This is a genomic window from Paenibacillus polymyxa M1 (genome assembly GCF_000237325.1).
Taxonomy (GTDB): domain Bacteria; phylum Bacillota; class Bacilli; order Paenibacillales; family Paenibacillaceae; genus Paenibacillus; species Paenibacillus polymyxa_C.
Genome location: NC_017542.1, coordinates 553,343 through 566,608 on the forward strand (window position 1 = coordinate 553,343; position 13,266 = coordinate 566,608).

The 13,266-nt window shown below is 45.7% G+C and carries 10 protein-coding genes; 8 read left to right on the forward strand and 2 right to left on the reverse strand.

What is annotated here, in order from left to right; all coding sequences use genetic code 11:
* Nucleotides 1-31: 31 nt before the first annotated feature.
* Entirely contained in the window at nt 32-1,183 is a 1,152-nt protein-coding gene (locus PPM_RS02405; protein WP_013369096.1) for a response regulator, read from the forward strand.
* 143 nt (nt 1,184-1,326) lie between these two features.
* Here the strand turns inward: PPM_RS02405 and rpoN are convergent, their stop codons facing one another.
* On the reverse strand, nt 1,327-2,643 hold the full coding sequence (rpoN, locus tag PPM_RS02410) for an RNA polymerase factor sigma-54 (RefSeq protein ID WP_014599419.1): 1,317 nt from the start codon (nt 2,641-2,643) through the stop codon (nt 1,327-1,329).
* Nucleotides 2,644-2,897: 254 nt separating this feature from the next.
* On the opposite strand from rpoN, the gene PPM_RS02415 reads away from it, so the two are divergent.
* The 5 genes from PPM_RS02415 (at nt 2,898) to manZ (ending at nt 8,456) form a co-directional block, all read left to right on the forward strand.
* Nucleotides 2,898-5,690, forward strand: a complete 2,793-nt coding sequence (locus tag PPM_RS02415; protein WP_013369098.1) for a sigma-54-dependent transcriptional regulator — start codon at nt 2,898-2,900, stop codon at nt 5,688-5,690.
* Nucleotides 5,691-5,889: 199 nt separating this feature from the next.
* The gene (locus PPM_RS02420; RefSeq protein ID WP_013369099.1) at nt 5,890-6,309 is read left to right on the forward strand and encodes a PTS sugar transporter subunit IIA; all 420 of its coding nucleotides are present in this window, start codon (nt 5,890-5,892) and stop codon (nt 6,307-6,309) included.
* A 2-nt stretch (nt 6,310-6,311) separates the two neighbouring features.
* Nucleotides 6,312-6,800, forward strand: a complete 489-nt coding sequence (locus PPM_RS02425) for a mannose/fructose/sorbose PTS transporter subunit IIB (protein ID WP_013369100.1) — start codon at nt 6,312-6,314, stop codon at nt 6,798-6,800.
* Between the two features lie 31 nt (nt 6,801-6,831).
* Entirely contained in the window at nt 6,832-7,602 is a 771-nt protein-coding gene (locus PPM_RS02430) for a PTS mannose/fructose/sorbose transporter subunit IIC (RefSeq protein ID WP_013369101.1), read from the forward strand.
* Nucleotides 7,603-7,613: 11 nt separating this feature from the next.
* On the forward strand, nt 7,614-8,456 hold the full coding sequence (gene manZ, locus PPM_RS02435) for a PTS mannose transporter subunit IID (protein ID WP_269203258.1): 843 nt from the start codon (nt 7,614-7,616) through the stop codon (nt 8,454-8,456).
* A 730-nt stretch (nt 8,457-9,186) separates the two neighbouring features.
* On the opposite strand, the gene PPM_RS02440 is transcribed toward manZ, so the two are convergent.
* Nucleotides 9,187-10,989 (reverse strand): alpha-glycosidase, encoded by a 1,803-nt coding sequence (locus PPM_RS02440; protein ID WP_013369103.1) that lies wholly within the window; start codon nt 10,987-10,989, stop codon nt 9,187-9,189.
* A 150-nt stretch (nt 10,990-11,139) separates the two neighbouring features.
* On the opposite strand from PPM_RS02440, the gene PPM_RS02445 reads away from it, so the two are divergent.
* Together PPM_RS02445 and PPM_RS02450 are read left to right on the forward strand one after the other, a co-directional pair.
* On the forward strand, nt 11,140-11,814 hold the full coding sequence (locus PPM_RS02445; RefSeq protein WP_013369104.1) for a response regulator transcription factor: 675 nt from the start codon (nt 11,140-11,142) through the stop codon (nt 11,812-11,814).
* A complete protein-coding gene (locus PPM_RS02450; protein ID WP_013369105.1) occupies nt 11,814-13,244 on the forward strand; it encodes a HAMP domain-containing sensor histidine kinase in 1,431 nt (476 codons plus the stop codon). The genes PPM_RS02445 and PPM_RS02450 overlap by 1 nt, the downstream gene beginning before the upstream one ends.
* The last annotated feature ends 22 nt before the right edge of the window (nt 13,245-13,266 follow it).

The window sequence follows — 13,266 nt, forward strand, 5'->3', positions numbered from 1 at the left end:
TGGTTGCAGCAAGAAGGGGGCGCGGACACAGATGAAGGCGATATTGATTGATGATGAGAGGTCGGCATTAACGTACCTGGAACGGTTGCTGGAGGCGGACGGACGATTAACGGTCATGGGCAAATATACGTCTGCACAAGCTGGGTTGGATCATCTGGCGGCAGAACGCGTGGATATTGTTTTTATAGATATCGGAATGCCGGAGATGAACGGACTGGAGGCCGCCGAGTGGATTCAACAGCTGGACTCGCATATTCATATCGTCTTTGTGACTGCGTATTCGGAATACGCTATTGAAGCATTCGAACTGCAGGCACTGGATTACTTGTTAAAACCTGTTCATGCCCGGCGGCTTAATAAAACGTTAGATCGGATTGTAGCCACGCTGGCAGATTCCCGTCCTTCCAGCTCGGTCGTCGCAGCAGAGCAATTACCCAAAGTGCGTTGTTTTCAAAAGCTTGAAATTCCGGAGGATGGACAAGGAGCCGTGGGAGCAAAGCCATTCAAATGGCGTACACTAAAGTCGCAGGAGCTATTCTCCTTTTTACTACATCATGAAGGAGAATGGGTTAGCAAGGAGCAATTGCTGGATGCGCTGTGGCCCGAATATCATTTGGATAAGGCTGTTGTTCATCTACACACGTCCATTTACCAAATCCGCAAGGCGTTGAAAGAACGGATGCAAGATACGAAGCTGGAATACAACCTGGATCGCTATCGTTTGAATCGTAATGGCTGGGTTACAGATGTGGAGCTATTCGAGCGGGGCATCTCCGAGTGGGCGGCCTCTGGGAATGGCGGTACACCGCGTATCGAGAGCCTGTTGGCTCTGTACCGTGGCAATTATCTGGAGGAGCACGATTATCCATGGGCGTATGCAAAAAGAGAAAAACTACGCAATATGTATCTGGCATGTGCTTCAGAACTGGCTAAGGAAGAGCTTCGTTCAGGTCGTGCCCGGCAGTCTATCCAGCGCTTGCTCAGCCTACAACAGAGGGAGCCTTACTCAGATGATATCTGTGGTCTGCTGCTGACAGCCTATGCCCAGTTGGGCGAGTATACAGCTGCTCAAAAGCATTATGAAAGCTTCGTCAGCTTATTGGAAGATGAGTTGGGTATTGAGCCACATCAGGTTACACACCAGTTGTACGTGCAATTGAAAACACAGACGCTACCTGCGTAGACTGCTGTACTCGCTCAGGTCATATGAATAGGCCAACCAGAGGTTACTGGTTGGCCTATTCTCTATTGGAGATTCTACGAGGGAGGCAGCCGGTAGAATGTGATAGCGCTGCTTCTTGGTTTTCACAATCGCTTGCTGAAGTTTTAATACACTTTTCTCCTGGCGGAGGATAAATACCCCAATTCTTCTCGGTATTTGGCTACCGTTCTGCGTGACAGCTCTAGTCCTTCCTTTGCCATCAGTTCTGTGATTGCCTGATCTGAAAATGGTTTTTGCTTCTCTTCACCGTCGATGATCTGCTTTATCCGCATTTTTGCGCTCTCTGATGAAGTAGCATCTCCGTCTTTCGATCCTAGGGCGGAGGTGAAGAAATATTTGAGTTCAAACAATCCACGGGGCGTCTGCATGTATTTATTACTGACCGCCCGGCTGATCGTGGATTCATGCAGGCCGGTTATTTCAGCAATCTCCTTTTGGGTCATCGATTTCAGATGATAAACGCCATGCTCAAAAAAATCCCGCTGCCTATCAACAATAGCCTGGGCCACACGCATCAGGGTCAGGCGGCGCTGCTCAAGGCTATGAATAAGCCATAATGCCGTATTCATCTTCTCACGAAGAAATCGTTTCTCTTCCTCCATAGCCGGCTTTCGAAGCATACTTTGGTAAAAAGGATTAATCCCGACGCGTGGGACTGTGATATCATTAACTGTCACAATGTAGTCGTTTTTAAATTTCTCCACTGAGATATCTGCTATATGATGCTGGCGTTCATATGGAGCAAATGCCGCTCCCGGACAAGGATTCAGCTTGCGTATCTGATCGGTAATTTGTTGTACCATGTGAATGTCGATCCCCAGAGCATCTGCGATTTTTTGTATGCGGTTACATGAAAGATTGACTATGTGATGTCGCACGATTTCTTCCAGATAAACATCATCATTCCCGGCATATCGCAGCTGCAAAAGAAGGCATTCCTCCAGACTGCGGGCAGCGATTCCTGCCGGTTCAAAGCCTTGAATCAGGGCAAGTATATTTTCAACCTCATCGGTGGGGACGTCAAGTATTCCGGCAACTATATTTACATCCAGCTCAAGGTAGCCTTTTTCATTTAAATTCCCAATCAGAAACATGCCAATCATCTGTTGTAGCCTGGATAGCCCGCTGACCATCCCAAGCTGCGCTTTAAGATGTCTATATAAATTATCTGCGGGATTAGAGACAAAATCCAGAAGGTCTACCGGATTATCATTTTTTCGTGGCGAATATTCTTCTTCTGTATTGATTCTTTCGATGGACATATCGATCTCTGCCAAATCAATGATCGGATTTTCATTTGCTTGCTCATGAAGATATGACATCAGATCGACCGAAGAATATTGAAGAATCGTGATGGCTTGTCGTAATTCTGGAGTCATAGCCAGCCTGAATGTTTGCTCTTGCTGTAATCCGTAGCGCATTATTTTATCTCAGCTCCTTACTGGGAAACAAAAATAACTTTTTATGCAGCTTATTCGTGAAGCTTATGCAATTATACTGCCAACCTTTGATCTTGGAAAAGAAGTGAATGGAATAGGCTGAATTTGAGTTTTGGATAGATTCAATAAAAAGGGTATCAGATTAATGATTAACTTGTCAGTTTATTTTCTTGTAGAGGATTATTTCTTTTTTTATATACTAATTAAATAAGAACTAGTCAGCATGGGGGAATACCGTGAAACGAATTGATGAGATCTTAGAGTATATTGCCAATGGGACAAAGAAACTGTCGGTAGAGGCCTTGCAGGACGGCAGTGGAATTACGGCAGCGGAAATAGCCGATCAACACAATATGTTAAGGAATAATGTAAGCAAGGAGCTTAATAGCCTACTACGCGCCGACTTGATTATTAAAATCAAGGGGAGACCCGTCAAGTTTTTGCACAAGCAGGTGATCGAGGAGACCTTTCGGGTTCAGCTTAAAGAGAAACAAATCCAAGTCAACAGCATTCATGAAATATTGCTGCCTGGAGAGCAAGTGGATCCGTTTCACGCCTTAATCGGTTTCATGGGGAGTATGAGAAACCAGGTTGAGCAGGGAAAAGCGGCAATATTATACCCGCCGAAGGGCTTACATACGCTGATTGTGGGGCAGACTGGCGTTGGGAAAACAATGTTCGCTAGATTGATGTATAATTATGGTAAATATATGAAGCGCTTTTCAGAGCAAGCACCGTTTATCGTATTTAACTGCGCCGATTATTACAATAACCCTCAACTGCTACTTTCCCATATTTTTGGTCATGTAAAAGGAGCATTTACCGGGGCTGATCGGGAGAAAGAGGGGCTGGTTGAGAAAGCGGATGGGGGCATCCTGTTTTTAGATGAGATTCATCGGCTGCCCCCAGAAGGCCAAGAAATGATATTTTATTTCATGGACACGAACAGTTACAACAAATTGGGCGAGTCGGAGCGTAAGCGGGAAGCGAATGTGCTGCTCATCGGCGCTACGACCGAAGATCCCGGTTCTTCTATGTTGAAAACCTTTATCAGACGGATACCGATTACGATCAACATTCCTTCCTTGCAAGAGCGGACCGTTGAGGAGCGGTTTTTGATCCTGAAGCATCTCTTTGCAAACGAAGCCCATCGTGTGAACAAGCCCATTAGGGTTGAATTGGAAACTGTAAAAGCGCTGATTGGCAGCGTAACCTATGGCAATATCGGTCAGTTGAAATCGAACATTCAGCTTGTGTGTGCCAAAGGATTTTTGAACAGCATACATGAAAATAAGGAAGAGATTGAACTTGATTTTAAAATTTTGCCCGGAAATATCAAGGAAGGTCTATTTAATATGGGGAAGAACCGCAAGGAGATTGCCGAAATGGAGATGGTCAACTCCTCGCTGTATATTACTCCTGAAGGCAGCAAAGGAATGGATGAAGCAGACGCTTCTGAACTGCCGTTCAACCTGTACAAATTGATTGAAGACAAGATAGGGATGCTCAAAGAAGAAGGACTCGATGACAGTTTTATCAATAAGTTTATAACTACAGATGTCAATATTCACATCAAAAGTTTCTATAACCGATTTTATAACATTAAAGGGGGACGGGAACGGATTCTTAAGATCGTAGGCAGAAATATTCTGGAGTTCGCTGAACAGGTGCAAGAGATGGCTCAAAAAGAATTGAATAGAAATTACAGTGACAGGTTTGTTTATGCCTTCAGTCTTCATTTGAGTGCCTTCTTAAAGCGAATCCGGGAGAAAAAATATGTCAGTAAACAAATCTATGATCCGATGAATGATCAGGATGAAGAATACAGACTGGCACTTATTATCAAGGATTTGATCGAGTCCAAGTTTGAAGTCAACGTACCCGATGCCGAGACTACCTATGTGGCGATTCTTCTGAAATCGGTAGAAGAGGAGCACCAGGGAAATGTGGGAATCATTGTAGCTGCACATGGCAACAGTACGGCAAGCAGTGTCGTTAGCGTTGTCGACAGCCTGCTGGGAAGCTCAAATATTTGCGCAGTAGACATGCCTTTGGATGTTAGTCCTAGAGAAATCCTGGAAGTTATTGTGGATAAAGTGAAGGACATTGACAATGGCAGAGGCGTATTGCTGCTGGTTGATATGGGCTCCTTGCTCAATCTTGAAGCAACCATTATGGAACGTGTCGGGATTAAGGTGAAGACTATCGATATGGTTTCAACCCCGCTTGTGTTGGAGGCTGTGCGAAAGGCCAGTATTTTTGATATGAATATAGAGGAAATTTATCAATCTTTGAAGGATTTTCGTGGATATAACACTGGAAATGCTGGAGTGAAAGCGGAAAAGACCAGTAATAAGGTAATCGTGACGGTCTGTTCCTCCGGCAAAGGTGCCGCCGCCAAGCTAAAGGAGTTTGTAGAGAAGGTTGTTTATGACTTAACCGAAGAGAAAATAGTTGTTGTACCGGCAAAGGTCAGGGAATTGGATAAAGTGGTGAAGGATTTACGGGCCAAGCATACGCTTCTTGCGGTGATTGGGGTTAAGCGGCCAAGCGAGCTCAATGTACCGTTTATCCCTTTGGAAAAACTGATCGAGGCAAGCGGTGAACAGGCATTAAGAGAATTGTTGCTCAACAATCAGTTGCCTGTTATGCATGAACACGGAAGCGTGGTCGTAAGAGATCTATGTGAGGATACGCTAAAGGAGTTTATGACTTATTTGAATCCTCACAAAATTTTGGGGATTTTGATGAAATTTATCGAGCAGCTGGAACAGGAACTGGAGGCTGATTTCCATTATGCAAAGAAGGTTCAGCTTGCTGTTCATACGGCTCATGCGCTGGAACGAATGGTCATTGGAGAAGGGCTAGTGTATCAAGAGGATGTATCCTTGCTTGACCAACGATTAATCGATGTGGTGAACCGTTCCTGCAATATATTTGCCTCCAGTATTAACATTAAGCTGACTAATGATGAAAAATATTATATTTGCGAAATCCTAAGCGAAGTATATAACTGTATCCCCAAGTAGTGGCGCAAGTGTATAAAACGATGCTGGATGTGTATTAATCATGCGGATAAGGATAATAAGTAGTTGGTGAGAAAAGGCCAAATTCCCGGAGCAGCCGAGGGTTTGGTCTTTTTTTTGATAGTTAATCGCATCATACAGAATCTTGGCATGAGACTTGCATATAAGTATAGGCGAAGGATGCAAGGAGGGGGTGAAACAAATGATAGGTGTTATTGTTGGCACTCATGGAAAATTTTCCGAAGAGATCCTAAGATCCACGGAAATGATTTTCGGCCATCTGGAAAATGTGGTGGGTGTAACGTTTGAACCAGGTGAAAGTGTTAACGGACTTGTTGAGAAGTACAAAGCGGCCTTGGAAACAATTGATTGGACGGACGGATTGATTTTTCTCGTCGATTTGTTTGGTGGCAGTCCCTATAATGCGGCCAGTAGGATTGTGGCCAGGTATGAAAAAATGGACATTGTAACAGGGGTAAACCTGCCAATGATCGTAGACCTGCTGACCAATAGAGGGCTGGAGAACGTGGAGAATCTGAGTGATCTGGCCATCCGTGCGGGTCAGGATTCAATGAAGTCTTTTCGTGTCATCCGGGACATACAAACAGAGGAGGAATTATAGGTATGGAAATATCATTTGTTCGTATTGATGACCGTCTAATTCATGGTCAGGTGGCTACTGTGTGGGTGAAGGAAACGAAGTGTAACAAAATTATCGCCGTCAGCAATGAGGTCGCTGCGGATACGCTGCGCAAAACCTTATTGTTACAAGTGGCGCCGCCGGGGATTAAAGCTTATGTTGTCACGATTGCGAAAGCGATTGAAGCTTATAACAATCCTAAATATAACGATTTCAAGACCTTGTTCCTGTTTACCAATCCCACGGATGTACTGCGGGTTGTAGAAGGTGGGGTACCGTTTACATCGGTAAATGTAGGTGGAATGTGCTTCAAAGAAGGCAAAACACAAATTACCGGAGCAGTGTCCGTAGACAAGCAGGATGTAGAGGCATTTTATAAATTGCACGAAAAGGGGATAGAACTGGAGATTAGAAAAGTGGCCAGTGATCCTAAAATTAATTTGATTAACAAGCTCCAAAATGTCCAGTTTTAACAACACGTACGCATAAGAGAGGGGGTCAAACATGAGTGTTTTTGAAATCGTAATGGTCACGCTGGTTGCAGCCATTTGCGGAATGGGCAGTGTTTTGGATGAAGGACAGACTCATCGTCCTATAGTTGCGTGTACACTGATCGGTCTGGTCCTGGGAGATCTCAAAACCGGTATTATTCTAGGCGGTACGCTGGAATTGTTGGCTTTGGGCTGGATGAATGTCGGAGCGTCCATGGCTCCGGATGCGGCTTTGGCCAGTGTAGTCTCAACCATATTGGTTATTGTCGGGCACCAATCGATCGGTGCGGGAATTGCCGTTGCGATTCCGATTGCGGCTGGCGGACAAGTGTTAACTATCTTTGTTAGAACGATTACCGTGTTCTTTCAGCATCTGGCAGATAAATATGCCGAATCTTCAAATTTCAAAGGAATTGAATTATGTCACTTCATAGCCCTCCTTCTTCAGGGATTACGTGTCGCTTTGCCTGCCGTATTGGTGGCTATTGCAGCCGAAACCGGTCTAGTTACGACTTTGCTGGATGCCATCCCGGAGGTCATTACAAAAGGGCTGCAAATTGCAGGAGGATTCATCGTCGTTGTAGGATATGCCATGGTTATTAACATGATGGCAGCCAAATATCTGATGCCTTTCTTTTTCTTGGGCTTTGTCATCGCGGCATTTACAAGCATCAATCTGGTTGGCTTTGGAATCATGGGAGCGGTTCTGGCTCTGCTGTATATCCAGCTCAATCCCAAATATAGCCAGCGCAAAGATCAAGTGGGTGAAATTGAAGAGCTCTAAAGAAATTCTTAATGAAAGAGTGGGGTACTATGGAAGAAAAAAAGTTGACCAAAAGCGATTTAAACAAAATGTTTTTCCGTTCATGGTTCCTGCTGGGCTCGTTTAATTTTGAGCGTATGCAGTCGATTGGTTTTTGTGTCACCTTGATTCCGGCAATCAAGCGGCTATACAGCAAGAAGGAAGACCAAAAAGAAGCACTAAAGCGGCATTTGGAGTTTTTTAATACTCAACCGTTTATCTCTGCACCGATTATGGGGGTAACGGCCGCTATGGAGGAGCAGAAAGCCAATGGACAGCCGATTGATAATGCTACCATAAGTGGCGTGAAAGTTGGCTTAATGGGACCTTTGGCTGGAGTAGGGGACCCTATTTTCTGGGGAACATTACGCCCCGTTCTGGCTGCATTAGGAGCTTCCATTGCGTTGTCCGGAAGCGTTATCGGGCCTGTCCTATTTTTCTTGCTCTTTAATGTTATTCGCCTGGCTACCAAGTGGTACGGACTGAAATACGGCTACCAAAAAGGGACGGAGATTGTGTCCGACATGTCCGGAAACCGGCTGCAAAAGCTTACGGAATCGGCCTCCATCCTGGGACTATTTGTTATGGGCGCACTCGTATCTAAATGGACTACTCTGAATATACCACTCGAAGTATCCCGATATACCCGTTCGGATGGAGTAGAGGTTGTTACGACGATACAGATGATTCTGGATCAATTGATACCTGGACTGTTACCTCTTTTGCTGACTTTTTTATGCATGAGACTGCTCAAAAAGAAAGTGAATGCTATAGCTCTGATTTTTGCTTTATTCGCAATAGGAATTATTGGATACGCTCTTGGTGTATTGGCTTAAGCCAATTTGTAAAGTGATCCGGTCAAGCAATCGTCGCTGACCGGCAACCTGCCGCTTAACTTGTAAACGCTTTAAATTTTACTGATTAAAATGTTCAATCATCTACAAGCGAATCTGCAAGCGCTCAACGATAGTCATGAAAGGCTACTGGCTTGTTGAAAACTGACATAAGCAATGATTCTCTATCATTAATCACTACAGGCTCAATGATGGTTTTAAAGCCACATTGAGCCTGTAAAAGCAGGTTCCGCTCTTTTGCTGTTAGTATGTTTGTTGTAATTTTTTGGATGAGCTTGCCAGATCGGGTACTAACAGCCTCTTTTCTCTATGATCTGATATTCGCCGAGACCTGTTTTCTTCAGTGGCATATGCATATAGCATATCTCTTCACAGTTAGGTCATATTGAGAGGTTTATGAAGCCACGAAGACTTAAGGAGGCCATGGCATTGGGAAAAAGGAGACGAACTGGCTTTAAGGGCAAAAGAATTAGGGTGGACGTTAGACAATCTTCTTCAGCTCAAACAGGACAAGGCGGTAACCCCATTTCTATCAATGCGTCGGACGTTGGGGTAGTAAGAACAGATGTCCAAAATAAATAATCAGCTTGTACAAAAAGCTATATCCTCAACGTAAAAAAATCGCCGGGAATAAGTTGGATAACTTGTTCCCGGCGATCTTGCTTTTTTTACAGTCGGCAGGTATTTTCATCAGCATCCGCGTCTACATAGCCTATGCCTTGCTTTGCATCTTGTCGTCAACTTCTTTTGCAGAGTTGACTGATCGCACAGGCGTTGCCTTCAGCACAGCATATCCGTAAGGCAAAAGCTCGGCATGCAGCCCCTTTGCTCCCACGGACCACCGGCTTTCGCCAAAGACTAACTGCCATTCCTGCTCTGGAATGGACAATTCAAAAGTGTGATCCTCATCGGAACGGTTGAGCAGCACAAGCAACACTTCTTCGTCGCTGCGCCGCTCGTAGGCGAGTGAGGCGCCCTCCGGTTGTGCCTCCAGGAAAGTGATGCTTCCTTGATCACGAAGGACAGGGTGCGCCTTGCGAAGAGCGATCAGCTCACGATAAAAGTTGAACAGCTCGTGGTCCTGCTTGTCGGTATCCCACTCCATGCACTGGCGGCAGCCTGGATCGGCATCTCCATCCAGGCCGATCTCATCGCCGTAAAAAATGCAGGGTGCGCCCATATACGTGAACTGGAACAAAGCAGCCAGCCGCATCAGTCGTTTGTCGCCCCCGCACAGCGTCAGTAGGCGTGGTGTATCATGGCTATCCAGCAGATTAAAGGCAACCTCGGATGCCTGCTGCGGATAGCGGGCAAGCTGGCGTCCAATGGCGAAGGCGAAGCTCTGGGCATCGGTCACTTTTTTGACGAAAAAATCATTCACCGCATAGGTGAATGGATAATTCATCGTCGCATCGAATTGATCGCCCTGAAGCCATTCTGATGATTCGTTCCACATTTCGCCCAAAATGTACGCCTCCGGATTAGCCTGCTTGACCGTCGTACGGAATTCACGCCAAAAGGCGTGATCTACCTCGTCTGCCACATCCAGTCGCCAGCCGTCGATACCGACCTCTTCAATCCAATGCTTTGCCACATTCAGCAGGTACTCTTTTACCTCAGGATGTTCCGTGTTCAGCTTGGGCATCATCGGTTCAAGCCCGAATGTATCGTAGGTCGGGGTGCCATCGACCACTTCCAGCGGAAAGCTATGAACATGGAACCAGTCCTTGTAAGGTGAGGCTTCGCCTTTTTTCAGTACATCCACGAACGGTTTAAAGGTACGTCCTGAATGGTTGAACACCGCATCAAGCAGTACCCGGATTCCCCGATCGTGGCAGGCCTCCACCAGCTTTTTTAATATCTTTTTGTCCCCGAAGTGCGGGTCTACCTCCATATAATCCTCAGTATCATATTTATGATTGGTCGTCGCCTTGAAGACAGGAGTCATATATATGGCGTTGATTCCCAGCTCGTTTAGATGATCTAGATGATCGAGAATCCCTTGTAAATCGCCACCGAAAAAATTATCTCTTTGCGGTGTGCCACCCCAGTCCTCAGCACCTTCCGGGCTAATGGAGGGGTCGCCGTTGGCAAAGCGTTCCGGGAAAATCTGATAAAATACTGCATCCTTCACCCATGCGGGTGGCTTCAAAATATCAATCGGATTTAGAAACGGGTATTGGAACAGACTGTCTGCATTTTGAGGTTCCTCGGTCGTGAAATCATCCTCGTTCATCCAAATTCGTTCCTCGTCATCTTCCAGCAAAAATCCATATTTCAGCCGACGGTGAGTAGGCTTTACAGTACATTCGTAGTAATCGAACCTGCCATCGGTGGCAAATTTGGACATCGAAATAAGCTGCCGAGTACGATCCCAGTCGTACTTATCTACGGTAAGAACGTGAACAGAATTCAGGTCATTTTTCTTTGCACGAAGCCGTAAAATTATCGTTTCATCATCATAACCAAAAGCCCAATTACGTTTCGGGTGGTGGTATATCGCTTCCAGCAGCATCTGATAGGCCTCCTTGTTCACCTGCATTCAAATTTGAAATTGTGAAGCGTATGTCGTATAAGGTAGTTATTAACCTTTTTAAGTGGGTTATGTACCATAAATGCTATAATGCCCATTACATAAAAGAAAAACGATAAGTAGGTGTCTATTATGAAAACAAATGTGCTATACATCGAAGATGACCAAGATATTGGTGCTTGGACGCATCAGTATTTGGAAGAGCGAAAATACGCTGTAACCTGGCTTCGCAGCGGGGATGGGGCTGTGGAGGCAGCTCGTACGTGCCAGCTCGTGATTCTGGATGTGATGTTACCCGGTCTGGATGGGTTCACCATTGGGAAGCGGCTCAAGAAAGAGTACCCGGAGCTTCCCATTCTCATGTTGTCTGCCCGTACATCCATTGACGATAAGCTGCAAGGATTGGATTTTGCTGATGATTATGTGACAAAGCCCTTTCACCCCGATGAACTCATAGCACGTATGGAAATTTTGCTGCGGCGATCAGGAAGCGTATCCGAAGAATCTCTACAACTGGGGCATCTGTCTGTGTTTCCTCCAGATAATCGTATTGTAAATCGTGATACCGGGGAGGAAATTACGCTGACAGGCAAGCAATATCATATTTTTGCTTATTTGCTGCGGCATTTGGGCCAGATTATGACGAAGGAACAAATGTATGAGGCGGTGTGGGGAGATCCGTATATCGACGGAGACAAAACCTTGATGGTCCACATCCGGCACTTGCGGGAAAAGCTGGAGATTGATCCTGCCACACCCCGTATCATTGAGACGATCCGTGGTGTAGGTTATCGGGTGAAGGCATAATGAACGGTATGCGTAAAAGGTGGACAGGATTACATCTCAACTCCCGTCCAGGTCAGGGAGGGCGGTTTCGTAATTCATTGTTGTTCCGCTATCTGGTCATTATTGTGTTTGCTATGGTGCTGTTGCCCATTGTATTGCCTGTTACAACCTTAATATATAGCATACTGTTGAATTTGCAGACGGATATCAAGCCTACGAATCCTTACTATCCCTCTACGACCCATACTGAAAATAGCTGGCACCGAGAAGCTATAGCTTTGAAGGGGGCTAATCCAGAGCAAGTCTCAGCCCATCTGCGTAAAATACAGCAAAATATGTTCCCGGATTCACAAATATTTTGGGTCGATACCGCAGGGTTAACCAGATTAGAGCTGCCAACCCAACCTAACATTCCAAAACAATGGAGCGCGGCACAGGCTATAGCTTTTATGAAGCAAGCCAGCTATGATGGGCCGTTTACAGTCGTGGCCTTTATCGGCGGGGGCAAGGATGATGTGAATCAGGGCTATATGGTATTAAAGGTGCCCCGTTCGTTTTTTGAACAGTCGTCTACTGATAATGGCATGTTGATGTACTATCTCCTTTTTATTCTATTGGTTCTGGGAGCTTTTATATTCGTATCTCTTCTGTTTTTTGGAGGCATTCGGCGGAGGTTGTTGCAGCTTCAGGCTGCCATGTCGCAGCGAGGAGAGGATGGGTTGCCCATCCTCGTTGCCACCGGTCGACCGGATGAAATCGGCAAACTGGAGGAGGCTTTTAATCGGATGGTCGAACAGTTGGCAGAGAGCCGAGGACGTGAGCGTCAGGAGGAGGAGCTACGGAAGAGGCTGGTCGCTGATCTGTCACACGATATTCGAACACCGCTTACGGTTGTGCGCAGTCATCTGTATACACTGGATGCAGAAAACCTGAGCAGCAGAGGGAAGCAGTCGATTACACTAATGGAAAATAAGTTAAAAGACCTTGGAAGTCTGATCGACAACTTGCTGACCTATAATCTCCTATCTAGTGGCAAATACACCATGAATAACGAACCGCGTGATATTTTGCGGCTGGTGCGCGAGTGTGCGGCCAGCTGGTATCCGGTGTGGGAAAAGGAAGGCTTTGAAGTGGATATCGACCTGCCCGAGCATAGTATGGTGTGGAATGTCGATGAGCAGGGCTTCCGCCGTCTGCTGGATAATCTTTTTCAAAATGTAGTTCGTCATGCTGCCTCAGGCCGGTATATTGGTATTCAAGTTCAGAAGGTTAACGGGAGAGAGGCATTGGTCATTGCAGATAAAGGCCCGGGAATGGAACGGCAATCCAGTGAAAAAGGAGCTGGAATTGGCCTGGCGATCACAGAACTATTGGCTCGCGAAATGAATTTGGAGAGGGAGATTTGCAGTTCATCGGCCGGGACACGAATCTGTTTTTTAAACAAAACTTAAACTCAGTGTTCCCTTGGCTTTA